The following is a 23,133-nucleotide window of genomic DNA, read 5'->3' on the forward strand; positions in this document are numbered from 1 at the left end:
TTCAAAGCCTCTCTCCTAAAAGGAGAGAGGCCAAAGTGTATTGCATCCAAATAAGAACCGCTATACTAATTCACTCCCAATTTATCTACTGAGTTTGAGAGCATTAGACATCTCAAACTCAATAACTCAGGTTTTAACAGATTACCTCAGTGCAAAAATCCTGTACTAATGTTTACAGTTGCCTTGCTTTTGGTGTTGTTGAGAACCTTGACCGTGATGATGATCTTTACCGTGGGAACAGTTTTGCAAATCTTGCTTCAAAAGCTTGTCGCTGATTTCTTGCAAGGATTCATCCACAGCTTGTAAGCCAATCCAAGCATCAATCTTTTGGACATCAAATCCTAACTCGCGCTGTTCGCCTACTTCTAATAAAGGACGGCGAATTAACAGTGGTTCTTTCAGCATCAGCGCCAAAGCGGTTTGTTCATCCACTTTTTCAGGAACCACCTCACCAGATTTTATCTTGGGGGCGGAAAGATTAAACCATTCGGCTACGGGGCGATCGCCAAAAAATGAGCGCAACCGTTCAGCTGTCCAAGCTTCTGTTAGCAAGTTCTGTGGTATCACCTCATGACCGGCAGCTGTTAGCAAAACTTTTTGCTTAACACCACCTTTACAGCCTGGTTTGCTATAGAAAATTACCTTTGCCATTCAATTATCTCCTAATTACTCTTTAGCGCTAAAGCGCCAACTACGAACCGATGAAATTAAAAATTCTTAGCTTTATGGCTAGCTAAGTCAAACTCAAACCTCTCATTCGGATCGGTTTCGCCATAAATATTAAAAGTCACAGTTGGTTCATCACCCACTGCTTCTACACTGTGAATTGCATCGGGAGTAAAGCTAATAATATCTCCCGGTAAGAGAGTTACCTCTCCCGTTGCTTCAATCTTGTCCTGAAATTCTAGGCTATTGGTGCGTCGCCAAAAATTATTTTTTTCTTGGCCTTTTAGCACCGCCACGATTCCCCACGTTCCATGATTATGAATGTTTGAACGGGTTCCTGGTGCAAATGTTACTGTTTGCACAGTCAACGGAAAACCCAATTCATCGTATAGGAGTAAAACAGACGTTCCCGTTTTGGGCGAAGGCTCTAAATATTGACTTCGCACCCAGTAGGAATTTACGATCAAGCGCCTTACGAGCATCCGAATTTCGGGCAGACAGTTGGCTTCATCATCCACACTATTGAGAACATCTTCGATCTCAGTTAAAAACCGATAAACGCGATAATTCTCTCTCAATAAATCCCATGCTCTCACAGATTTACAGGCTTGATGCTGACCGTCCCCCGTTAGCAGCCAATCCCTACCTTTCATAACTTTTAAATTGATAGCTGAGAAGATTGAATGATGAGGATCGGAGAGATGTTAGGAATGTTACCCGCCGGAAGTTTAGTCGGGATAGTAATCGCAGGAAAGATAGAGTTACTATCAGTCGCCGCTCCCAATAGCGAGTAAGAGGAATACGATCTAGTAGATAACCAATTGTTCATGATTGTTCGCCCTGATTCTTGAATAATTAATCTTCTTCTGCTGGACGTGTCAAAATATCTAGGAGAATACCGGCTCCAAAATCATTCTTTTCGTCTATCTCTTTGACTTTGGCGCTGATTTCTTTTGCTTGCTCAATTTCTCCTAAGTTTGCTAGTACTAATCCAGAAGCAGCATAAGCATTTAAGTACAATCGAATTTGTGGATCTTCTTTGCGATTGACTAATATAGGCTTAAGTTGCTCCCAGTCGTCAGGCAGTTTTTCTATTTCTTTAATTTTATCTAATAATTTGACTGTTGTTTGTAATGCAAGAGAATAATTATTTTTATAATAGAAAAATCTATATGCTGCTACCAAGACATCTGTATTATCGCCAGTTTGGGCTAAAGCTTGTTGAATATATTTTTCCGACTCTGATGTGTTCTCCCAGGTTTGTGTAGCTAAAATTAATAAATTTTTGATGTCCTCTGGAACCTGGAACCATGTAAATTTGTTTGTATTAGCTTGCATATTGGTAACTGGGGATTAGGGACTGCGGACTGGGGATTAGGGACTGGGGGAGCAAGAAGTTTAGATTTTGGATTTTAGATTGAATAATCCAAAATTTAAAATCCAAAATCAAAAATTAAAGTGCTCATACCCCATACCCAATTTAAAACAACGTGAGAACGTAGACTAAGGTGAATAAAACAATCCAGATAATATCTACGAAGTGCCAGTAAATTTCTGTCATTTCAATGAAAGTATGATTGGTTGCAGAATATTCACCGGGAAGACGCGATCGCCACAATGCACGTAATATCAATAACAGTCCCACAAAAACGTGCAAACCGTGGAACCCAGTCATGATATAAAAGCAATTGGCGAAGACGTTGGTAGTCAGTCCGTATCCTAAAGTTGAATACTCATAAACCTGACCAGCCAAGAAAATTGCCCCCATGATTGCGGTAATTGCGTACCATAGTTGCATTCCCTTGACGTTATTCTTTTTAATCGCCGTATCACCGAAGTGAATGACGAAACTACTAGACACCAGAATAATGGTGTTAATTGTCGGCACAAGTAGTTCTACTTCGCTTCCTTCTGGAGGCCAAACTGCTGTAGTACCACGGAAAAACAAATAAGTGGCAAAAAATCCGCCAAACATTAGGGATTCAGAGGCGAGGAACGTCAACAATCCCCAAACTCTTAAATCTGGATGTTCTTCATGCCCTGCGCTGTGAGCTTCGCTCGTTGTTGTAGCTATAGTCATAGATTTTTTGACAATATTATGCGCTGCGTCTGTTGTGGAAGCTTGAATGAAGAATGAAGTCTGAAGCGGCAAAATTTTCATTCTTCATCCAAAATCCTTGTTTAACCAATCTTTAATCTCTTTACTCTGTGTTCTCTGCGTCTCTGTGGTTTAAAAGTAATTTATTTAACCGCAGAGGCGCAGAGAGCGCTGAGAGAAAAAAAGATTTTACTAGTCACCTTGAAAGGGCTACTCCACTAACTAAGCATTAGCTGACGGCGTTGCAGATGGCTGTATTTCCAGAGTGTTATCATGACCGTAGTCATAAGGGCCATGAGTCACAATCGGCAACACTTCCCAGTTTTCAATTGCAGGTGGTGAGCTAGTTGTCCATTCTAAAGTCAAAGCTTGCCAAGGATTATCACCAGCCAAAGGCCCTTTCAACCAACTGTAAATCATGTTGATGGCGAAAGGAATTACCGATATACCCAAAACAATTGAACCAAAGGTACAAATTTGATTGAGGTCGATAAATTGGGGGTCATACATTGCCACTCTTCGGGGCATTCCTTTTAAACCCAACTCGTGCATGGGTAAAAAGGTCAGATTTGTGCCGATGAAGGTGAGAGCGAAATGAATCCGTCCTAAGCTTTCATTCAACATTCGTCCGGTCATTTTGGGGAACCAGTGATAAATACCGGCGTAGATACCAAATACGGAACCGCCAAACAGAACGTAGTGGAAATGTCCGACAACATAATATGTGTCGTGGACGTGTACATCAAAGGGGGCTGTTCCCATCGTCACACCACTTAAGCCGCCCATGACAAACATGGACAACAAGCCAATGGCGAAAAGCATTGCACCTGTGAAGCGGATTTTACCACCCCAAAGGGTAGCAACCCAGGCAAAAATCTTCACGCCAGTGGGAACTGCAACTATGAGAGTGGAGATAGTGAAGAACATCCGCATCCAGCCGGGTGTGCCACTGGTAAACATGTGGTGTACCCAGACGAACAAACCGACAACGCAGATTGCCACACTGGAATAAGCGATCGCTTTATAACCAAAGATTGGCTTGCGGGAGTGAACTGGAATTACCTCCGACATGATGCCGAAGATGGGCAGAATCATTAAATATACTGCCGGGTGAGAATAAAACCAGAATAAGTGTTGATAAATTACAACGTTACCGCCTGCATCTGGTTTAAAGAAGGAGGTGCCAAAGTTGAGGTCAAATAACAACAGAACTAAACCAGCTGCTAATACAGGTGTGGAGAGAAGTGCTAGCAGGGAGGTTGCCAAGATTGCCCAGCAAAATAGGGGTACTTGATCCCATTTCATGCTCGGAACCTTCATCATCAAAATGGTGATCACAAAGTTCAGTGAACCCAAAATTGAAGAAGTTCCTACCAAAACGATCGCAAGTATCCACATTGTTTGAGCAATTGGTGCTGTCACCAAACTCAAAGGTGGGTAAGCTGTCCAACCCGATTGCGAACCGCCAAAAATGAAACTACCTAAAATGAGCGCTCCGGCTGGTGGGTTTAACCAAAAGGCGATCGCGTTTAGCTTCGGAAACGCCATATCCCTAGCACCAACCATCAACGGCACTAAATAGTTACCAAATCCCCCAATAGCGCTAGGAACAATCCACAGGAAGATCATGATCGTCCCGTGATTGGTCATGAAAGCGTTATACAGATTGGGGTCGAGTACATCTGAATCTGGTGTTGCTAATTCCACCCGCAGAGCGATCGCCATCAGCCCGCCGATGAGATAGAAGACGAACGCCGTCACCAGGTATTGAATACCAATAACCTTGTGGTCAACATTAAATGTAAAATAGTCCTGCCATTTCCACGCCTTCGGGTGGGATGTATGGCCAGCCACCATTTCCGGTTTCTTTTCTTCTGGTGGAGTATTCCGGGGAAATTCTACCTGCGTCATATTTTTTACCCTTATGCAAAGTCCAGGGTCAAACGTCCAAAATAATTAAATTTGACTTTTGTACAGACGCGATTAATCGCGTCTCTCCTGATCGATTAATCGCGTCTCTCCTGACCAATGACCAATGACTCTAAAGTTGCTGCACTAATTCCCATATCATGGGTGTGAGGAGCGAGAAACTCTGATGTTGATAAGTCGGCTGGATTAACCGCAACGACTTGATTTAGGTTTTCCTTTTGAGCAATTTGGTTTTCTGTCCGCCAGTTATCATATTCTTCTGGTGTGTGGACAATTACCTGTGTCCGCATTGAACCGTGATAACCACCGCACAACTCAGCACAAACTACGGGATATGTACCTGGTTTAGTGGCAACAAATCGTAGTTCGGTAGGAATACCGGGAAGTGCATCTTGTTTCAAGCGGAAGTTTGGCACCCAGAATGAGTGAATTACATCTTGTGCTGAAAGGTTGAGTTGGACATCAGCACCGACGGGTATGTGCAATTCCCCAGAGGTAATGCCACTATCGGGGTAATTAAATATCCAGGCATACTGTATGCCTTTGACATCAACAACTAAATCAGCTGGTTTGTTTAGGGTTTGAGGAGACGCGCCAATACCGATTGTTGGAGCGATCGCTGGAGCAGCTGTTGCTTCAGTATCGCTTAATGTAGCTGCGTAGGCGTAGCCCGCCGTAGGCATCGCGGTTCCCGACTTATGAGCAACATGAGCTGCTGAATGAGGATGACCCGCAGGCTCAAAGCCGCCCATCCGGTTAAAAACATCTACACTGTAGATGCCCAAACAGAGGACAATCACTGTTGGAATTGCTGTCCAGAAGATTTCTAAGGGAACGTTGCCTTCCACTCGCACGCCATCGGTATCGTCACCGCGACGACGACGAAACTGAATCAAAAAAAGTACAATTGTTCCTTCTACCACTAAGAAGAGTGCGATCGCAATGGTAAACATAACGTTGAAAAACCCGTCTACCAAAGGCGCTTGTAACGATGCTTGCACCGGCATCAGAGTGTGGTTTTGACCAATCCAAATGCTGATTGCTGTAACTACTATCCCAGCAACCAGAGTCCATAGTGAAACAGGAACTTGTTGCATACATGCTACCTGTGTAAACAGTCTTTAAAGGTGTGATTTTCTGGTATTAGGTATTTAGGCGCTGGGCATTTTTATCTATTCCCCATTCCCCATTCCCTATTCCCCATTCCTTTTTCACTTATTAACTTTCTAACGTGCAGCCATCAAAAATGGGGGAAACTTCCAGATTTTTTCCATATCTTTCCCCCAAAAACTTACAATTTATATTTCAACTCCTATGAAAAAGGTAGCCCCCTGCTCCCAGAAAAGCTAGTTGTTCCAAGAGGGCACTGTTAGACCTAATATTGATTAGGCTATATTAGCAGCAAGTTTAAATTTGTTAATAACTGACATTTTGCGATTTACGGATTTGTTTACTGTGAACTTTTTATCTAGCTCCAGTAAATATTTAGCATTCCCCTCAAGTTACCTTGCCTAGCGCATTGGCGCTTTATACAAACAGTGCCTCCTTAAATGAACAACAATTTTGACTAACTCCAAAAATCTTAATTGTTTAATGCAACATGGGTGTAGCAATTCTTGGGGCAAATCCGCGAACAAGCTTCACAACCAATACAGTTTTCTGGAGAAGTAACTGCCATTACTTTCCGTTCAATTTCTTCATCATCTTCATCTTCTACAAATTCGCCTTCTTCATTGAGTGCCTTCAAACCTAGCACATTGTATCCGCATACTTTCACGCATCTGCCACAGCCGATACATTTATCTTTGTCAATCTCTTGAGCGAACTTTGGTGTCCAAGCGTTACCGCCAAATGTCAAACCTGTTAGCTGCGCCATGAATAATTCCTCGGCAATTTTGCCTGTCAATCTGTTTGTGCATTAATCATCATATTATCCTAATATTTTCTTTTTTTGTATTCAAAACTTACTTTTAGCTCATTAAAGTTTGATGACTTTGAACACAATAAAAAGTGCTTTTTATTCCAATTTATAGATGAAAATCATTGCCAATAAATATTATAAACTTTAGCATCCATAGTGGTTTCCTATTGCATCTAAGCCTTTCGTAGGAGCACATAGCTTTGTCCTCGTTCCCGGAATGCAATCATTGAGTCTCTGACTTAATGGCTGATTAGAGGCAGTAGCCCGTAATCAGCCATTCCATCCAGAGCATGGGAACGAGAGAAGGAAAAATTGAGGCTTTAAAACCCATAGAGGTAGTTAAAGCCTCGTGTAGATGCAGTTTCTAACCACCGATTTAACTATATCTCTAAGAGTGTTGATATTCTTTTTCAAATATATTCATCTATAGGGAAATAAATCTAGACAAACAGTATACATACAAAAATAAATGTTCATTAGTTACAATTTTATATATGCAATATGTATTTTGTAAAGCAACATTCTTCAGTTTAGCTTTGATGAAAATATTTAAACAAATGCTAGTAAAAGGGATATTATTATTTCATGTGAAGAAATCAAGTAAATTTATGAAGGAACTGTAAATTTAATGGCAGAATATTATTATGCATAAAATATTAAAATTATTAATAAATCAGATAGAGCGCAATCGTAACAGGCTTAAATATTTTCTAAAAATCCTTGAAATAAAGCTCTATGGTCAAAGTTAAAATGTTCATTAAGTACCTAGTTAAATTAATGTTAAGTTTTTTTTCTAAGCTCAGTACGAACAAACTAAGGAATTTTTATATGAAATGTATAGATAATAAAGAAGTTTTATCCGGCTCAGTTTAAAAGCCTTAAATAGCTTCCAATTGGATGGAAAGTCAAAATATGAATGTGGGGAGTGAATGTGGTGAGAAAGTATTATTCTCGCCAGAAAAATAATGCGTAGCGAGTCATGAATAAACAGGACTCATCCAGGGGAGACCTGAGCCAGACATCTCAACGATTAGAGTGGGAAAAGAGCCATATGCCTTATACAATTCCTAACAACAGTTGCGTTGGATGTGACAACTGCCGCCCCCAATGTCCTACGGGTGCAATCAGAATAGAGGACAATGAATACTGGATCGATCCTGGTCTTTGTAATAATTGTGAGGGTTATTATTCAGAACCGCAATGTGTAATAGCTTGTCCAACTAATTCTCCCATCCCCTGGCAATCCAAAAAGGGGAGATGCAAAGTTGAACCGAGAGATGTTACCAGCTTAGACTTGTTTTCTAATGGCAAGAATAACCCATTTGCTTCTGCGATCGCTATTTGGGAAGCTTGTAATGTACTGGCGCAACGCACATCCCTACATTGGGAAACTGATGAAGAAGGCTACCTATGTTATAGCCGACAAGTCAATCAAGGGCGAGGTGCGATCGCGTTTCACATCCAAGATCCATTCCAAGTTAATGACAAAGCCACCGATATAGCAGCAATTGAAGGGCTTGACATCAGAGCCGCTTGCATACATCTGATTTTTGCAGGTTATGCCACAGCCTTAGAGCAACCTTGGGAGCAAGAATTTGCGATCGATGAGCGACAAATTGAGAAATATTTAGGAATGGAGAAACGCAAAGATTTGAGCAAAGCTGCCAAGCTAGCTTTAATGAAAAATATTGTCCAGCAAGCTTGCTCTCTGATTATCTCCATTGACTGGCCCCAACAAGGTCGAATTAACGGATTCTCTGTTACAGGCAGCCGTTTATGGCACTTGGTGGACATTCAGCACCACTTTCAAGAAGACAATCTTGGATGCAAATATCTTATTGGGCTAACTTTTAAAGTAAAAGCAGGCATTTGGGCACAATATTTCTTAAACAAACAAGCGTGTAAAGAGCGAACTGCATTCTATCAATACGGCAGCCTCCCGAAAACGCTCTTAACCACAGTCATGAGCATTTGGCAACAACATGAAGGCGCAGTCCGATTAATGTTGTGGTTGCTGTTTAAAACCAAAATGGGCAAGGAACAACGCATTACCATTCCTACCTTGCTGCGTATTGCTTACGGTGAAGAAAAAGTCGCCCTCGCATCCAGACAACGGGAAGAACGCAAACGTCTGCTGCGAACTTTTGAAAGCGATTTAGAAATTCTCAATCACTATGGAATGAAACCACTTTTCGACCCAATTACCTACCCACCAGAAATTCAACCTTTATGGGCGAAGTTAGTCGATCTTCCTGAAGACCCAGATGAAGCATTAGAATTTTGGACTAATGACGGTGGTGCTGAAACTCGCCTCACAGACACAGGCCCCCGTGGTAAGTGGAATTTGCTAATGAATGCGCGGATTTTGGCTTTTGAACTCCCACCAGAATGGGAACAGCAAATTTCAGAATCAGAAAAAAAGAAAACAAGAACTGCTAAAGCCAAAAGGAAGCCCAAAGCTACAAGCGATTTGCTGGGCGAACAGATTTTGCAGGCGCGAAAAAATTTGAATCTCTCCCAAAGGGAGTTGGCAAAGCTTACAGGTAAAAGCCAAAGCTGGATTCGAGATATCGAAAATGGTCGTTTAAAAGCCAAAATAGAGGATCAAGCTCTGTTAAGGAAAGTTTTAAATATGGCTTAATCTTGATTTTGGCTTTGGAATTTAAACGCAAAGGGGAGGAAGCGCGTTGCGGGGGTTCCCACGCCACTTGCTTTATGCCGGGGAACCCGTCCACCGCAGTGCCTCCCCGTTGTAGCGACTGCCGTCGCGCAGAGGTAAGCGCAAAGTGGCACAGAGATTTTATTACGAATTTGTCTAGCGTTATACTAAATACAGCATTTCATTAATTCGTAGCGAAGTAAATTTAGTAATCTTCTGGGTTATTTGTACCGATCTTTGCGTTCCTTTGCGTCTAAAAAGCCTCCGCTTTTATGTACTATAAGTCATTACTTTATTAGATGTAAGCCAGAAACTACCTACAGCATATTTAGTAACTACCAACTCTCGTGTAGCATTGCATGAACTCTTTAGTTGTTGAGTTTTAGTTTCATCTTTCACGAGTTTAGCCTGGTAAGTGGAGAGAGAACCAGAAGGTTGTTCAAAACTCAGTTCAGCTAAAATAGTATTATTGTCTAAACTTTGCTCTAAAATTTTGCCTGCAACTTTGTAGTTAAACCAATCCCATCCGTTGCAAAGAATTAGTTCTCTTTCCAAAACTTGAAGTGCAGCAGGCAGAATTCCCCAGCCTCGATAAACTTTATTTAAGCATTGAATATCGCCACTACGAGTCAAGATCGATCTAAATGAATCTCGTTCTAGACGACCATAGTATCTTCCTTCTGGTAAATCTATGACTGTAGGTGCAAAGCGATGTCCACCAAAGTGCGATGATTTCCAAATTCGCACATTATCTAAGCCCAAATCAGCATTAGTCGCTATAACATTGAAGTAAAAAGGAGCGCCATATCTAGCACAACACTTATCATGGCTACCGTGGGTACAAACTAAGATATCTCTAGTTGTACTAGTTTCTACCTCAGAATTAGAATTGATACCCCATAACCATTTTTGGACAACTGCTGCTACTTGCTCAATATTTCCTAGCTTAAACTCTTGCTTATGGTATCCACTACTTAGTCCCTCTTCTTTTTGATAAATCAGAAGCGTAGTGTGATTTACCTTATGTGATACATCATTAGCAATTAAAAGAAATCTAATCGGTAGTTTAGCACGCTTTACTTCCTCTACCAAAATCCTCAAATTCTGGGGCACCCATTTGGAACTAAAGGCTTCTGATGTCCAAGGTAAAGGGCACTCAACTAAAATATAAGTTTGATAATTGGTGGCGCTACCAATAACATCTTCTCCTACTTGCTGTGAATCATCAGAACAAAAAAAAGTATTCATCTCGCTGTACTCATTAGCGTATTTTATGGACAAAAGGTATTACAAAATACAATTGTGTTCTTAGCTACAATATCCTTTGCTAGAGGAGATAAAAAAGAACAATATTCATTTCCCAGTTAAAACTAGGTAGCCACTTTATAACATCATTATTACTCCAGGTCTTTCCGGTTAATAAATTCTCCACAATAGAGAGAAATAGTGTCAAGAGATATTTTTCCGTATGAGCGGCGTTAATTTTGTATCTAGTTTTATTGTTATTTGGTATTTCATTAAATTTCACTTGCTGAAACTCGGCTTTTCTGAACTTCCTTTCTTTGGCAAAATCAAATATATTAAACGTTGTACATAGACGCAAAGTAACTTTCAGAGTTACGGACGATTAAGTTGCTTACAATATCAATGTAGCTGATACTACAATCAAAAACATTGCTAGCAGCAACGTACTTATTTAAAGTTTTGCTGAAATTATTTACATAGCTAGTTACAAATCCTATTTTTAGATATAACAATATAATTCCTTGTTGTTCTTGTAAGGAACATATTCCTAAAGATAGATGCGGAAAAACTTGATAAACAAGTATTTTTCTCGGAAACCAGTACTGGTTTAAAATTTTTTCCACACTATCTGCTTTTAATATATCTATTGATTCATTCATCATATTGAAAATAATTCTCAATTAAAATGGAAAAATAAAAACAATTAAATTAGGGGTAAATGCTTTAACGCCCCGTATTTTATGCGCGATAAGTTAATGTTCAAAACTAGTGACTAATTATCAACCACGTCACTGACATCAACATTAGCAAACCTGTTATTTACCCTTTTACTTAATCTAACTTCCTGAAGCCTATGTCAGGGTTTGATTATATGTATCTGCCTTGACTGTAACTGAACTCAATAATAAATGCAAGTATTTAAGAATCTTTACAATTTCTCGATCGTTTAATGCGTCTAAAAGGTTGCTTAAATCAAGGTGGATGAGCATTTTATAGTGAAGATAGCTCACTTGAACAAGTATTTATTCTTTCCATACAATAGATAAAGTTTTGCAATTGTGACAAATTGTTGCCAGTAGGGTAATCCAAATATCTGTAGCTATGGCGATCGCATATTTCTATTTTCATGCAGAATTGAATCATTTTTTACCACGGCATCACAAGCAGGTGAAAATTCCCCATTTTTTCGAGGAGAAATCCTCAATTAAGGACATGATTGAGTCTTTGGGCGTCCCTCATCCAGAAGTTGATTTTATAAATGTTAATGGTGAATATGTAAACTTTTCTTACATTGTTTCGGATGGAGATATTATCAATGTTTATCCAATTTCAGCTAGGCGTACTATTATAGCAAGCGTTTCTCTTCTGTCAGAACCGCTCAGTATTATCCGCTTTGTTGTAGATATTCATTTGGGAAAGCTTGCGACATCTCTACGACTTTTAGGTTTTGATACTTTATACCGCAATGACTACGAGGATGAAAAATTAGCCCAAATATCCTCCAGCCAAGAGCGGATTCTCTTGACTCGTGATAAAGGTCTATTGATGCGTAGTTTAGTAACGCATGGATATTACGTTAGAAACACTAACCCTCAACAGCAAATCATAGAAGTGCTGCAACGCTTCGACTTGTTTAAATTAATCTCACCATTTAAACGGTGTTTGCGTTGCAATGGATTATTAGAAGTTGTAGATAAGCAAACTATCATTCACCAACTGCCAGAAAATGTGCGTTCGCAGGTTGATGAATTCCAGCGTTGCCAAGACTGCGATCGCATTTATTGGAAAGGTTCGCATTATGAACGATTACAACAGTTTATTGATGGAGTTCTTAACTCACAAAGAGGTGAGTAACTTAGTAATGGCAATATTTAGCTACCTGAAATATTGGCACTAATTATTTGACTACCCCCGATTCTAGGATCTTCATCTTCGGGATTTAAATCATCAGGAGTGGGGTTTTGCTTACTCTCTCCAGTAACTTCTTCTGGTTCAATGGGATCTGTCTCTTGAGCATTATCGGTATCAAGAGAGCGAGGAGGCTCTTTGGCGTTAGAGAAATCGATAAGTGGATTGGATGGATCGGAAGTCATAAGTTGCTAAATTATACAGTCTTCTTTAGTGTTGAATTTATTTTGCCTGCAAACATCTTTCTTGAGAAAGAAAGCACGTGTTGTAATAATTCAAAAGAGGCATAAAAACTATGGCACTAATTTTAGCTCTCGATTTTGGCGGAACTAAACTAGCAACAGCATTGGTAAATCTCGATTCTAGAAAGCAGCGAATGCAAATGCTAGTACTGACTTGGAAATTTGCGATCGCTCATTTACTCGCTGCTATAAGACACAAAACCTGCTGCGATCGCTGTGCGGCCCTGTAGACGCTTCTATAGGGACGGTGCAACTATCTTATCGGCTTAATCCACGTTTAAAGAAGTGTTGTTCTTCTGGAAAGTTAACAGCATTTTCTAACGTTTGAGTCATAATATTTTTACTCTCCCAGTTAGTAGTCACGAGATTTATCTTATTTCCATCCTAAATTAAAACCAAATTATCCCGATGAATTACGGTTTCTACACCCGCGTAGCCTAAAATTGTGGAAATTTCCCGCGAATGACAGCCACGAATCTTTTGTAATTCATCGCTGTTGTAATTCACAAGTCCTCTAGCAATTTCGTTACCGTTGGTGTCACACAATTGCACTGCTTCCTGTGTGCCAAACTCTCCTTCTACTACCTTAATTCCAGCAGCTAATAACGATTTTCCCGCTAGAGAAATTGCCGCGATCGCACCTTCATCTAAATACAATTTACCCGCAGGTACAAGTCCGTAAGCTATCCAACGTTTACGCGCCGAAGTTGGTTCGGGTTGCGGTTCAAAATGTGTCCCAATCAGTTCACCTTGGATAATTTTTTCGATATTCCGAGGAAATCGCCCTTGGGTAATTACGGTACGGACTCCCGCCGCGATCGCAATCCTCGCAGCCGAAATTTTTGTCACCATGCCGCCAGTACCCCACCGAGAACCTTGGGTACCTGTTTGTATTTGTAATTGAGCTAATTCCTTAATGCTACTCACTAAAGCGATCGGCCGGGCATCGGGTACGGAACGGGGATCGGCTGAATACAGCCGATCGACATCGGTAAGCAAAAATAGCCAATCTGCTTCTACTAGGCTGGCAACCAATGCCGAAAGCGTGTCATTATCACCAAATTTTAGTTCGTCTATTGCTACAGTATCATTTTCATTAACTATGGGGATCGCTCCCAGTCTTAATAGTTCCTGAAAAGTGTTGTAGACGTTAAGATAGCGGCTGCGCTGTACCAAGTCGCTGCGAGTCAATAATACTTGAGCGATCGCCTGCTGTAAGGTAGTAAATAAATCATCGTATATCCGAATTAACCTGCCTTGTCCAACTGCTGCTACAGCCTGTTTTAGTGCGATCGCTTTAGGACGTTCAGTTAAACCCAACCGCGCACAACCCACGCCCACAGCCCCAGAAGAAACCAAAATCACCCGATGTCCTTGGCGTTTCAAATTGCAGAGTGTCTCCGCCAAGGTAGCGATGGTAGAAAGTGCTAATTGTCCCGTTTCTGGTTGAGTTAGGCTAGAAGTACCGATTTTGACAACAATTGTTTTGGTCATTGGTCATTAGTCATTAGTCATTAGTCATTGGTCATTGGTCATTAGTCATTAATCATTGTTCATTAGTAACTGACGAATGACAAAGGATAAATGACAAAGGACAAATGACTAAAGAAATTGTAAAGCGCCAATCCCTCTATAGTGAAGGTTGACGCTTTACGGAAGTATATTTACTTAGTATGAGTTAGGGTCTTTTTTGGCTGACCCCATGTTATTAATACTTATGATCCCCGATTTTTGAATCACATTAAGATTCCTTAATTATTTCTTTAGATTTACTTTCCTGACGATTTCTCAACTTTTGTGAATCTTCTTTTTCTTGGGAGTAATAGAGGCTCCCAGAATTTCAGATATCCAAACTTCAAAGTTGCGGACAGGATGAGAGCGGAGGGCTTCATCTGCATGAACAATCGGCTCGACTAAAATGGTAAACATTCCCAGGCGATTACCTGCAATGACATCGGTAAACAAGCGATCGCCTACCATCCCTACTTGATGCACTGGCAGATCCATTCCCCTAACTGCTGCTCTAATTTTACGTCGGGAAGGCTTGGCTGCACCTAAGTAGTAAGGCAGATTAAGCGATCGGGCAATTCCACCAATTCGCGCTTCACTGAGGTTGTTACTGACTAAACACAGTGCAGTACAAGCGCGGATTTTCTCCACCCACTGCCGTAGTTCTGGGGAAGCTATCCCTACCGTAAAGGGTACCAAAGTTTCATCTACATCCAATACCAGCCCCTTCAGCCCGTATTTTTGGATAATATCTGGTGTTAGGTTCAACACTGAACCTTCTAAAATCAAGTCAGGCTGTAAAAGATTGTTCCAGATCATAGTCAACAGTCAAATTTAAGTAACTTCAGACAAATGAGCATAACTCAATATAGTTTAGTTAGTCGAACTCCATCCTGGAATATCTCTTTGAACACTTTGAGATAAAATCCCTAAAATTTTATCTATCTCTTTAATGTAATAATTACTCAAATCAATAAAAATATTGTTTTCTTCTAACTTTAAAAACTTCCAAATATCCCCTGTTGTTACCGCCCCATAAATTTTCCTAATTTCATTTCCTTCTTGTTGATTAAACAATTGTACTGCCAACATTGCTGCTGCACATTGACCTAATCCAGCTTTAATATTTTCATTTTTAGCTTCAATAATAACCACCACAGGCACATTAATTGTTAATTGCTCTTTAGCACGGCTGATGATAAAATCACAATAGCCATTTAGACCTTTTTCGGCATCTACATTAAAATCTGTTCCTGAAAATAAACTAATTAGATAATTAGCCCTGCGTCTTACCTCCAACAAAATCGGAGTGATAATCATTTCTGAACGAGCTTTTTCAGTATTAATTGCTAAAGCCAGTTCTGTCGTTTCTTCTAAAGAATTTATGAGTTTCTCGCTTGGCTGTAAAGGTTCTATGTCGGCACATAAATCAGTTTCTTCATCAACATGGATGCTGAATGACTTTTTAAATTTACTTAATGTAAAATCGCTATAAGCCATTTTCAGCACCTCATACTAATTTTTGATTTTTGATTGAAAATCTCTACCAACTAAAATGCTTTTTTCAGGATTTTAAACAATACTAATTGTCCCAATTTCTTGTTCATGTTTCATTACTTCCACATTTAATGGGACATGGAAAAAAGTTTAAGTAGATTGTGCTGAGAATGAAAATTCCTAATTAAAAAATTCAAAATGAAAATTTAACATTTTGAATTTTTAATCTTATTCCACTTCATTAAAAAGATGTTCTTCTAACAGAGGCTGCACTTTGCGAAATTCCTCTGGAGAAAGTAATTCCGGTTCACCTGTTTTTGATATGCGTGCAAAAAACAACAGGGGATCGAGAGGTGTATAAATTGCATACTCCTGATCTTCATCATAGAAGCTTGCAAGTAGCTGTAATTGCTCAGGCTCTAAATCTGCTTCTTCGTCTTCTATTTCTAAGGTGAAGAGTTCTGATTCTTCAACTGGTGGTAAATCACCTGCAACTGTCAGAGCATAGGCTGTATTCTTCAGTATCAGGTTCTGCTCAGATAGTACAGCTTGGGCAGTAGCAAAAATTTGCTCAATGATGCTGTCGTCTTCTACTAGAACTGCTTCTTCTTCCTCACCGTCACCTTCCCAAGAAAAAATTTCTACAGGTGAATCTACAGGAAGAAGTAAAACGTATTCTTGCCCATCTACTTCCAGGGAATGCTCTATGTAACAGTCGAGCGATCGCCCTTTGTCATCGGTTAAAGTGATGGAACCCGCATGAGCGTTATCATTTTCTTCAGGAAATGGAGAGGAAAACATAGCCGAAATGTAGAAATTTAATAAATACCAGCAAGTTTGGAAATCGCTAAACTATTAAATGACATATATGTCAAGCAAATAGATTTAAACATAGATACAACTGCTGGGGAATCGTTTTCAGAATATCATGTTAAAAGGTATCAATACTCAATACCCACCACTGAACTGCGGGAGTTGGAACGCTTAACATCCAGCCATTGCTGCAAAATCAAAGCGGCTGCCTTGCGGTCAATCAAACCTTTATGGCGTGACGGGGAGCGGTTCTCAGCTATCAGCAGTTGCTCTGCTTGAAATGAAGTTAATCGCTCATCCACATATTCCACAGGCAGTTTCAGAACTTTCGCTAGTCTTGTAGTAAATTTCTGAACTTGACGCGCCTGAAATCCTATTGAGCCATCCATTGAATAAGGCAAGCCCATAACTAGAACTTGCACCTCGCGTTCATTAACTATTTGTCGGATTTGCTCGACATCCTGCTCAAAAGATGTGCGCTCAATTGTGGTTATCCCCGTGGCAATTAAACCCGTGCGATCGCACCCGGCCACTCCAATGCGCTTGCGGCCAAAATCTAGCCCCAAAGCTGAAATAAACGGTTTTGGTTGCTCTTGGGATATCACAATTAATTCTCCTGCTGTGCATCTGCTGATTCAGGAATCGGCAATGCTTCCATGCTAGGGTTTTTGGTCGAAAAGTTAATTGGTTCTGACAAGCTTTGCAGTGGTTTATCTGACGATGGCAGTTTTCCTGGTTGTATCCATGACATTCCACCTGGTATAGGTTTACGTGACGGTTGTAAACCTTGCAGCATATCAGTCCACTGGATTCCTTCTAAGGAGACAAATTTAGACTCCCGTAGCTTATGCCACACAGAGCGAGACATAACTAATGTATGTTCTATGCGTTTTGCCCCAATTCGCTCCAAATACTCTTCTCGCTCTGCCTGATAGTCTGAGGAAGCTAGTTGTAACCCTTGCTGGGGAAAATCTTGGGCAATGCGAGCCAGTTGAGATAGTAATTCTGGATACAGCCAGGTATAAGCAGGATGAACTGTCAGCGTTGCAACGTGGGGGACTTCGCCCTTACGGTCGAGTTGCACCTGAAAATAACCGATCGCAGCTTTGCGTTGTGGTTCAAATACGTAACCGCTGACTACTTCTGTTTTGCTCGCCCATTGCATTACTGCATCAGTTAAAGCACCAAATAAACTAGTTTTAAAGTCGCGGGTATTGCGGTCAAAAACCTGACGTACTAGAGGTGGCATCGATGCCGTATCTAGTTGATATAGCAACTGGGCATCAGCATTGCTCACTGGCAAAAGATTGGGCAAATCTGGCTCTGCTTGTGCCAATTCAGCCAGTAATTCTGGTTCAATTTCCCAGTATGTCATTTCTGCCAGACGCTGAAATCCATTTTGTCGATATAGTGCCAGCGCCTCAATGTCATTGATGTTAACTTCCAGTAGCCAAGTCCGAGCTTCCAGAATCGATTCAAAGCAATGACGCAAAAGTTGCGAACCAATTCCTTGTTTATCGACACCACGCTCCAACAGCACCCGATCGATCCGCCAAGTGCTGCGTGTCCGGTTAAAAGGTGACACTTGAATCATCCCTAGAAGTATCCGCCCTTGCTCTGCCACATAGGCACAGAGGCGATACTGGAGCGGGTTAGGAAACCAACTCAAAAATTTGAGTAATCCATACCAGCGACGCAGTATGAGCATCTGGCTGATGGCAAAACCTGCTCCCTTGGGAGTGAGGGCCGCGAATGACTCTTGAGTTATGCGCTCAATTCCGTCCAGATCCCGGTATTGGACTGGTCGGATAACAACGCTGAGGTTTCGGGGAAGTAATGAAGTCATTTTAATTTCGAGCCGCCATTTAGCCTTAACTAACTGCTCTTCAAAGGAACTGCTGCAATAATATTAACTACTTTCTGCCCCTTACTATTGCGCCAAAAGGGTGATTTTAGTAACTTAATACTTAAAAAAGCAGAAAAAGCAGACCTTGTGAGAACACCATTGGCATTGACCCAACAACATCTGCCTTTATTTTATTTGAATTTTGATTAAAATTTGTATATATTTATAGCCCTTGTCGAGAAACTAGCTTTTCAAAGTGGGCTTGGGTTTGATGGAGTAATTGCTGGCGACTATCTACCAGTGTTTGCTTCAGGCTTGGAACAAGATTGCGAGCTTGCAGAGTCATGTGAAGTTGCAGGTTGGCGACATATTCACTGAAATCTTGATTCATTTCATCTGCGCCCGCATCCGTTAATAAATTTGATTCCATTGCCACTGTGTTCTCCTGTGCTAATCCTGTGCTGTCTCTCTTCATGACCAAAAATTATCACGTTGTTTGGACTAACTTGTTAATTCGCAATGAAGTTTAACGCTTATAGCGGGATAGCGATCGCAACAGAGTTTTTTTCTGCCCATTAAAATCTAAAACCAACACCCCCTTGTACAGAGATAGCTGTACCACCGCTATCACGGTAGGCATCAAAAGCGATAATGGCGTTGCCAAAAAGGACAGTATTGCTATTTGGGATCATATAATCAATGCCCGGTTGTAAAGCAAAACTAATTTTGTCGCCCACAGGAGAAGAGTCACCACCACCGGCCAACACTAACCCAGCACCCAGGTAGGCATCAGCTTGCCAGTTAAGGGGGAAATCGTAAGAAACCGTTGGCACAACTGCCGTATTATTGCCAATTAACACTTGGGCACGCAGTGAAATCGGTGCTTCCAAAAGCTTGTAGCGGCCCGCTATAACCCCCCCGATTTGGATACCATCGGTAAAACCAATAGCGGGGCCTATACCGACATAACTGCCATAAGCTACTTGAGCTTGCGCTGGTTTCGGACTCGCCAGACTCAAGACCAAGCCAGCACCCAAAATTGAAACTAAATATGGAATATATTTCATAACCCAGATCCTCACACCAATTAGTCATTAGTCATTAGTCATTAGTCATTGGGCACTTGTAGTGAGCGACTTGTGCCGAGCGAAGCCGAGGTAAGTCGAAGTATTGGGCATTGGTTATTATTCGCCTTGTCTCCCTCATCCTCCCCTGCCTCCCCTGCTCCCCCTGCTCCCTGCTCCCTGCCCCTTTGCTCCCCTCTCATTCTACGGGCAACTAGAATGAATACCTCCTTGAGTACAAATGTATGCTATTTGCTTGGGATCTAAATTTTTGGCTTTAGAAAAATCAACACCTTGGACTACAGCAGATACTGAGCCTAAATCTGGGGTTTCTACAAATTGATCTGCTGGATCTTGTTTGGTAGGGGCGAGAATTGCCCCCTTAAAATCTGCTCCTGCGACATTTGCCCCCCGTAAATCTGCAAGGCTCAGATCGGCATTTTGCAAGTTAGCATTTTCCATCTGGGCAGAACGCAAAACAGCACCAGTTAGACGAGTGGCGCTGAGGTTAGCATTGCTGAGATTAGCACGATCTAAATAGGCTCCTGATAAATCTGCCCCTTGCCAATCAGTGTTAGTTAAGTTGGCAAAAGATAATTGCGTACCTATGGCAGTGGCGCGACCTAAACGCGCAGCGTACAAATTGGCTTCGTTCAATTTGGCATCGCCTAAATCTGCTCCAGTCAAGCTAGCTCTTTCTAAAACTGCGTTTCGCAGATCGGCTCCTACTAGTTGAGTGCTATTGAGTTTAGCCTCAAACAGACGCGCGTTGGATAAGTTGGCTCTATTGAGAGTGGCGCGGCTCAAATCGATCCGGTTCATCAAGACGCGGCTGAGATTAGCATCAGTAAGATTGGCTTGCTGCAACTGAGCTTGGCTTAAATCGGCCATCACATCGTCGTAGGTATCCCAGCGTCCATCTTCACCCACGCCCCGAAAGCGGCTACCCTTCAAACTGGCTTGGTTAAGATTTGCAGATTTAAACTTCACTCCTGATAAATCAAGGTTGTCTAGTACCAAGTTGAAGAAGGAACTTCCTGGAGTACCACTTTGACCTAATTGGGTGCTACTAAGGTCAACGCCATCGATTTTACCGCTATAAGCAGAGAGAATCTTGTTGATTGTCCGCTGGTTTCTTTGTAGCCGCCCTTGTCGTAATTCCCGTTCTTGGCTTGCAGTGCTACCCATAGACTCCAGTTCGCTAACCAAAAACTGATTCTTATTTTTTAATTCCGGGATGGCTTTGGGCCCGACAGTTGTCAACGCTTGCTGAATCGTATCCAAGAGGCTGGGATTGGTTTCACTAACTAATAAACCCGCCAGAAATTTGATGGACTGTGGGTCATTAATACCACCCATTGCCAGAATTGCACTTTGGCGTTGCTCATTAGTTGCCCCAGAGTTGGGATTCAATTGGTTGCGAAATTCGTCGAACTGTTGCCTGTTGATTTTCTCAGTTGCTCGCTGGGATTGTTGAATTTGGATATAAACTTGAGTGCCTATTAATGTTGCCAACACAGCAGTCATACTCGTAAGCCCTACCCCAAACAAAGTTAGATTAGGATTTTGCTGTATCCGCCGCCATAGATTAGAGGACTGGTGGGTTTCGGCTGCCGCTAATTCTTCTCCCTCTTGCCATTCTTCTGCTTCATCATTACCATCAGCAGACTGAGCTTGTCTGTTGCTAGCTAAGAGTGAGGATTGTAAGGGGCGAGTCGCATCTATTGTATAAGTGCCTGCAAGTCGATCGTGCAGCGAGCGACGCCCCCGGCGCGACGGTAAGCCTATCCCTTCACCCACAATCATTAACAAAGACAAAAATGTAAATAATCCTAAATTCGGAAAAGCAAAGCTGTAGCGCCACAGCAAATAGGCGATGGAAATGGGTACAGTCCAACGCCCAACTCCTTCCCGAATCACAACTGCCTTTAAACCAGGCGGCTTCCCTTGCCCGTTGACAACCCGCACTTTTAACCAACGTTTAGGAATTGTGCTACCAGTCTTAGCCAGTAAATACAATTGCCACCACGAGAGAGTTACAGGCGCTAACAGGGCAATTGTCCACAAAATATTGGTTGGCCATGCTACGTTACGAATGCCATAGCTCACAGGTAGAGCTAGGGGTCTAGCGATCGCTCTTTCTGTGACTACCAACACGGGGTTCAGCGGCACTCGGTTCAGATCGCTTCTAGAATTGGCATACACACCAATGCCGAAGGGAATCAACCCACTAGTAACCACTAGTGTGATTTCAACTGCCCAAGCAGCAAAACGCCTACTTGCTAGCAACAGCGAATTGGCTTTTTCCGGTTCTTTTGACTGACCAGATTGGTTACTAGTTCTCCTGACAATTGGTGTCGTCATCGCATAATTCCCTTTGACATTATTTTTACGCCGCGATCGGCAGAATTAAAATAGACTAAGCTAATCGACAAAAAGAAAAGCATATTGAAATAGAATTTAGGAGTCATCAGTCAGGAGCCTTTTGTCTTCTGGCTCCTGACTCTCATAACTCCGGGCAGAGTGTAAAGTAAATGCATCTCAACTTATTGCTTACGTTGAAAGCTACTAGACACAAAAAATTTGTATCCAACATACACCAACACTGCCAAAAGTGCCAGGGTGATTACAGATGCAACTAGTTTAAACACTGCTTGCAACATCGCCAAGCCTACTAATACCGCCACACCCGAAACTACCAGCTTTTTCGTTCCAGATAAGCTGTTGAACCAAATCTGAAATCGTTCCAGTTGCAAGTTCAAGTTAGCAAAAACAGACTGAGGTGTTTGTTTTTGCTCTTGTGGTTGGGAAACCACCCCAGGTGGGGTATTAATGTCTGCCTCTAGCTTATCGAGGCGACGCTGTAAGTCTTCTTCTGGTTGAGGATTCATCAATTTTTTCTACCTCAGCTAGCACACTTATTCAACAATAGACCAACCAAATTCTATTTTTGGTGGTTGTCTTAGTGATTTTAGCTAATGTCTGTGCGTGCAAGAACTTTCTGGGCAGATAAAAAAAATTATGATGATTTTTAGAATATTAGCGTGTTAAAGATTGAAGTGCGGCATGTAGGGCGAAATATTTGGGTGCAAAAGCGCCACAGAATATAGATAATTTGCACGATGGATGGTCTCTACACCCGTCAAATCTTCACAAAGAATCTTTAAGTAAATAGTATTTCTTTATACGACCTTTTTTGGAACTAAGACGGATTGCTGTCGTCTATTAAATCAGACGATATAACAATATTGCTCTAGAAAAAATTTGGAGCACTAATTAAAATGAAAACGCTTAGGCTACTGACAATTGTTCCCACAGCTTTGGCGATGAGTTTGGTTTTCGCCCAGACTATTTTGGCACAGACAGCAACAATTCAAATGGATCGGAATTCCCAACCAGATCCACTGGTTTTGAAGGGAAAGTCTGGGGGAACTGTCAAAAGTAATTGTGGCAATATTACAACTGAACCCAATCAAGTTATCCAGGTTACAGAGTCACTACCTTACTTGCGATTAACAGTAGAGAGCCAAGGGAAGCCAACACTGTTGATAGACGGGCCTGGAGGGCGCTTTTGTGTAATGCCAGATAGTTACTCTGGAAGTAAGCCAGAACTTTCTGGTTACTGGCAGGCAGGAAAATACTCAGTGTATGTGGGCGAACTATCCCAAGGACAGAATAGCTACACCCTCTCAATCTCGAAACAAACAAAATAAATAGTCATTTGTCCTGTGCTAAT

Annotated in this window: 24 protein-coding genes; 4 read left to right on the plus strand and 20 right to left on the minus strand. The window is 41.5% G+C overall.

Annotated elements, in window-relative coordinates; all coding sequences use genetic code 11:
• Positions 1 to 165 precede the first annotated feature (165 nt).
• The 7 genes from V7L01_RS17965 to fdxB form a co-directional block, all read right to left on the minus strand.
• The gene (locus V7L01_RS17965) at positions 166 to 651 is read right to left on the minus strand and encodes an ArsC/Spx/MgsR family protein (protein ID WP_335036953.1); all 486 of its coding nucleotides are present in this window, start codon (positions 649 to 651) and stop codon (positions 166 to 168) included.
• A 56-nt stretch (positions 652 to 707) separates the two neighbouring features.
• A complete protein-coding gene (locus tag V7L01_RS17970) occupies positions 708 to 1,319 on the minus strand; it encodes a cupin (RefSeq protein WP_335036954.1) in 612 nt (203 codons plus the stop codon).
• Between the two features lie 202 nt (positions 1,320 to 1,521).
• Positions 1,522 to 2,004 (minus strand): hypothetical protein, encoded by a 483-nt coding sequence (locus tag V7L01_RS17975; protein ID WP_335036956.1) that lies wholly within the window; start codon positions 2,002 to 2,004, stop codon positions 1,522 to 1,524.
• 142 nt (positions 2,005 to 2,146) lie between these two features.
• Positions 2,147 to 2,746 (minus strand): cytochrome c oxidase subunit 3, encoded by a 600-nt coding sequence (locus V7L01_RS17980; RefSeq protein ID WP_335037007.1) that lies wholly within the window; start codon positions 2,744 to 2,746, stop codon positions 2,147 to 2,149.
• Positions 2,747 to 2,986: 240 nt separating this feature from the next.
• Positions 2,987 to 4,675 (minus strand): cytochrome c oxidase subunit I, encoded by a 1,689-nt coding sequence (gene ctaD, locus V7L01_RS17985; RefSeq protein WP_335036958.1) that lies wholly within the window; start codon positions 4,673 to 4,675, stop codon positions 2,987 to 2,989.
• 95 nt (positions 4,676 to 4,770) lie between these two features.
• Entirely contained in the window at positions 4,771 to 5,790 is a 1,020-nt protein-coding gene (locus V7L01_RS17990; RefSeq protein WP_335036960.1) for a cytochrome c oxidase subunit II, read from the minus strand.
• A gap of 485 nt (positions 5,791 to 6,275) precedes the next feature.
• The gene (gene fdxB / locus V7L01_RS17995) at positions 6,276 to 6,569 is read right to left on the minus strand and encodes a ferredoxin III, nif-specific (RefSeq protein ID WP_335037009.1); all 294 of its coding nucleotides are present in this window, start codon (positions 6,567 to 6,569) and stop codon (positions 6,276 to 6,278) included.
• Positions 6,570 to 7,665: 1,096 nt separating this feature from the next.
• Here fdxB and V7L01_RS18000 point away from each other — a divergent pair.
• Positions 7,666 to 9,255 (plus strand): helix-turn-helix domain-containing protein, encoded by a 1,590-nt coding sequence (locus V7L01_RS18000; RefSeq protein WP_335037011.1) that lies wholly within the window; start codon positions 7,666 to 7,668, stop codon positions 9,253 to 9,255.
• 288 nt (positions 9,256 to 9,543) lie between these two features.
• On the opposite strand, the gene V7L01_RS18005 is transcribed toward V7L01_RS18000, so the two are convergent.
• Both V7L01_RS18005 and V7L01_RS18010 read right to left on the minus strand, forming a co-directional pair.
• Complete coding sequence (locus V7L01_RS18005; RefSeq protein WP_335036962.1) at positions 9,544 to 10,521, minus strand: sucrase ferredoxin; 978 nt, start codon at positions 10,519 to 10,521, stop codon at positions 9,544 to 9,546.
• Positions 10,522 to 10,853: 332 nt separating this feature from the next.
• Positions 10,854 to 11,180: a hypothetical protein gene (locus V7L01_RS18010; RefSeq protein ID WP_335036964.1), complete on the minus strand. Its 327-nt coding sequence runs from the start codon at positions 11,178 to 11,180 to the stop codon at positions 10,854 to 10,856.
• A gap of 439 nt (positions 11,181 to 11,619) precedes the next feature.
• On the opposite strand from V7L01_RS18010, the gene V7L01_RS18015 reads away from it, so the two are divergent.
• Entirely contained in the window at positions 11,620 to 12,372 is a 753-nt protein-coding gene (locus V7L01_RS18015; RefSeq protein WP_335036966.1) for a Mut7-C RNAse domain-containing protein, read from the plus strand.
• A gap of 17 nt (positions 12,373 to 12,389) precedes the next feature.
• Here the strand turns inward: V7L01_RS18015 and V7L01_RS18020 are convergent, their stop codons facing one another.
• Positions 12,390 to 12,611: a hypothetical protein gene (locus V7L01_RS18020; protein ID WP_335036968.1), complete on the minus strand. Its 222-nt coding sequence runs from the start codon at positions 12,609 to 12,611 to the stop codon at positions 12,390 to 12,392.
• Between the two features lie 110 nt (positions 12,612 to 12,721).
• Here V7L01_RS18020 and V7L01_RS18025 point away from each other — a divergent pair, with 110 nt between their 5' ends.
• Positions 12,722 to 12,898, plus strand: coding sequence for a hypothetical protein (locus V7L01_RS18025; protein WP_335036969.1), 177 nt, complete (start codon positions 12,722 to 12,724; stop codon positions 12,896 to 12,898).
• 154 nt (positions 12,899 to 13,052) lie between these two features.
• On the opposite strand, the gene proB is transcribed toward V7L01_RS18025, so the two are convergent.
• From proB to V7L01_RS18075, 10 genes are all read right to left on the minus strand, one after another.
• Entirely contained in the window at positions 13,053 to 14,162 is a 1,110-nt protein-coding gene (gene proB, locus V7L01_RS18030; RefSeq protein WP_335036971.1) for a glutamate 5-kinase, read from the minus strand.
• 294 nt (positions 14,163 to 14,456) lie between these two features.
• Positions 14,457 to 14,996: a YqeG family HAD IIIA-type phosphatase gene (locus V7L01_RS18035; protein ID WP_335037013.1), complete on the minus strand. Its 540-nt coding sequence runs from the start codon at positions 14,994 to 14,996 to the stop codon at positions 14,457 to 14,459.
• A gap of 54 nt (positions 14,997 to 15,050) precedes the next feature.
• Entirely contained in the window at positions 15,051 to 15,677 is a 627-nt protein-coding gene (locus V7L01_RS18040) for a hypothetical protein (protein ID WP_335036973.1), read from the minus strand.
• A 225-nt stretch (positions 15,678 to 15,902) separates the two neighbouring features.
• Positions 15,903 to 16,475 (minus strand): DUF3727 domain-containing protein, encoded by a 573-nt coding sequence (locus tag V7L01_RS18045; RefSeq protein ID WP_335036975.1) that lies wholly within the window; start codon positions 16,473 to 16,475, stop codon positions 15,903 to 15,905.
• 140 nt (positions 16,476 to 16,615) lie between these two features.
• Positions 16,616 to 17,092: a Holliday junction resolvase RuvX gene (gene ruvX / locus V7L01_RS18050; RefSeq protein WP_335036977.1), complete on the minus strand. Its 477-nt coding sequence runs from the start codon at positions 17,090 to 17,092 to the stop codon at positions 16,616 to 16,618.
• 2 nt (positions 17,093 to 17,094) lie between these two features.
• Complete coding sequence (locus V7L01_RS18055; RefSeq protein ID WP_335036979.1) at positions 17,095 to 18,333, minus strand: GNAT family N-acetyltransferase; 1,239 nt, start codon at positions 18,331 to 18,333, stop codon at positions 17,095 to 17,097.
• A gap of 223 nt (positions 18,334 to 18,556) precedes the next feature.
• On the minus strand, positions 18,557 to 18,763 hold the full coding sequence (locus tag V7L01_RS18060) for a hypothetical protein (protein WP_335037015.1): 207 nt from the start codon (positions 18,761 to 18,763) through the stop codon (positions 18,557 to 18,559).
• A gap of 145 nt (positions 18,764 to 18,908) precedes the next feature.
• Positions 18,909 to 19,400: a hypothetical protein gene (locus tag V7L01_RS18065; protein WP_335036980.1), complete on the minus strand. Its 492-nt coding sequence runs from the start codon at positions 19,398 to 19,400 to the stop codon at positions 18,909 to 18,911.
• 201 nt (positions 19,401 to 19,601) lie between these two features.
• Positions 19,602 to 21,761 carry a pentapeptide repeat-containing protein gene (locus V7L01_RS18070; protein ID WP_335036982.1) on the minus strand — a complete coding sequence of 720 codons (2,160 nt, stop codon included), beginning with the start codon at positions 21,759 to 21,761 and terminating at the stop codon, positions 19,602 to 19,604.
• Between the two features lie 182 nt (positions 21,762 to 21,943).
• The gene (locus tag V7L01_RS18075; RefSeq protein ID WP_335036983.1) at positions 21,944 to 22,288 is read right to left on the minus strand and encodes a hypothetical protein; all 345 of its coding nucleotides are present in this window, start codon (positions 22,286 to 22,288) and stop codon (positions 21,944 to 21,946) included.
• Positions 22,289 to 22,678: 390 nt separating this feature from the next.
• Between V7L01_RS18075 and V7L01_RS18080 the strand changes: the two genes are divergently transcribed.
• Positions 22,679 to 23,110 carry a hypothetical protein gene (locus V7L01_RS18080; RefSeq protein WP_335036985.1) on the plus strand — a complete coding sequence of 144 codons (432 nt, stop codon included), beginning with the start codon at positions 22,679 to 22,681 and terminating at the stop codon, positions 23,108 to 23,110.
• The last annotated feature ends 23 nt before the right edge of the window (positions 23,111 to 23,133 follow it).

This window comes from Nostoc sp., assembly GCF_036917095.1.
Taxonomy (GTDB): Bacteria; Cyanobacteriota; Cyanobacteriia; order Cyanobacteriales; family Nostocaceae; genus Nostoc.

What these genes read in the sequence shown, in the direction of transcription:
- V7L01_RS18010 (WP_335036964.1), bottom strand. Translation starts at nt 11,180, where the DNA reads ATGATGAATGAATCAATAGATATATTAAAAGCAGATAGTGTGGAAAAA.
- V7L01_RS18040 (WP_335036973.1), bottom strand. Translation starts at nt 15,677, where the DNA reads ATGGCTTATAGCGATTTTACATTAAGTAAATTTAAAAAGTCATTCAGC.
- V7L01_RS18015 (WP_335036966.1), top strand. Translation starts at nt 11,620, where the DNA reads ATGGCGATCGCATATTTCTATTTTCATGCAGAATTGAATCATTTTTTA.
- V7L01_RS18075 (WP_335036983.1), bottom strand. Translation starts at nt 22,288, where the DNA reads ATGAATCCTCAACCAGAAGAAGACTTACAGCGTCGCCTCGATAAGCTA.
- V7L01_RS18045 (WP_335036975.1), bottom strand. Translation starts at nt 16,475, where the DNA reads ATGTTTTCCTCTCCATTTCCTGAAGAAAATGATAACGCTCATGCGGGT.
- V7L01_RS18035 (WP_335037013.1), bottom strand. Translation starts at nt 14,996, where the DNA reads ATGATCTGGAACAATCTTTTACAGCCTGACTTGATTTTAGAAGGTTCA.
- V7L01_RS18000 (WP_335037011.1), top strand. Translation starts at nt 7,666, where the DNA reads ATGCCTTATACAATTCCTAACAACAGTTGCGTTGGATGTGACAACTGC.
- proB (WP_335036971.1), bottom strand. Translation starts at nt 14,162, where the DNA reads ATGACCAAAACAATTGTTGTCAAAATCGGTACTTCTAGCCTAACTCAA.
- V7L01_RS18055 (WP_335036979.1), bottom strand. Translation starts at nt 18,333, where the DNA reads ATGACTTCATTACTTCCCCGAAACCTCAGCGTTGTTATCCGACCAGTC.
- V7L01_RS18060 (WP_335037015.1), bottom strand. Translation starts at nt 18,763, where the DNA reads ATGGAATCAAATTTATTAACGGATGCGGGCGCAGATGAAATGAATCAA.
- V7L01_RS18025 (WP_335036969.1), top strand. Translation starts at nt 12,722, where the DNA reads ATGGCACTAATTTTAGCTCTCGATTTTGGCGGAACTAAACTAGCAACA.
- ctaD (WP_335036958.1), bottom strand. Translation starts at nt 4,675, where the DNA reads ATGACGCAGGTAGAATTTCCCCGGAATACTCCACCAGAAGAAAAGAAA.
- V7L01_RS17980 (WP_335037007.1), bottom strand. Translation starts at nt 2,746, where the DNA reads ATGACTATAGCTACAACAACGAGCGAAGCTCACAGCGCAGGGCATGAA.
- V7L01_RS18080 (WP_335036985.1), top strand. Translation starts at nt 22,679, where the DNA reads ATGAAAACGCTTAGGCTACTGACAATTGTTCCCACAGCTTTGGCGATG.
- V7L01_RS18070 (WP_335036982.1), bottom strand. Translation starts at nt 21,761, where the DNA reads ATGACGACACCAATTGTCAGGAGAACTAGTAACCAATCTGGTCAGTCA.
- V7L01_RS17990 (WP_335036960.1), bottom strand. Translation starts at nt 5,790, where the DNA reads ATGCAACAAGTTCCTGTTTCACTATGGACTCTGGTTGCTGGGATAGTA.
- V7L01_RS18020 (WP_335036968.1), bottom strand. Translation starts at nt 12,611, where the DNA reads ATGACTTCCGATCCATCCAATCCACTTATCGATTTCTCTAACGCCAAA.
- V7L01_RS18005 (WP_335036962.1), bottom strand. Translation starts at nt 10,521, where the DNA reads ATGAATACTTTTTTTTGTTCTGATGATTCACAGCAAGTAGGAGAAGAT.
- V7L01_RS17975 (WP_335036956.1), bottom strand. Translation starts at nt 2,004, where the DNA reads ATGCAAGCTAATACAAACAAATTTACATGGTTCCAGGTTCCAGAGGAC.
- V7L01_RS18065 (WP_335036980.1), bottom strand. Translation starts at nt 19,400, where the DNA reads ATGAAATATATTCCATATTTAGTTTCAATTTTGGGTGCTGGCTTGGTC.
- V7L01_RS17970 (WP_335036954.1), bottom strand. Translation starts at nt 1,319, where the DNA reads ATGAAAGGTAGGGATTGGCTGCTAACGGGGGACGGTCAGCATCAAGCC.
- V7L01_RS17965 (WP_335036953.1), bottom strand. Translation starts at nt 651, where the DNA reads ATGGCAAAGGTAATTTTCTATAGCAAACCAGGCTGTAAAGGTGGTGTT.
- fdxB (WP_335037009.1), bottom strand. Translation starts at nt 6,569, where the DNA reads ATGGCGCAGCTAACAGGTTTGACATTTGGCGGTAACGCTTGGACACCA.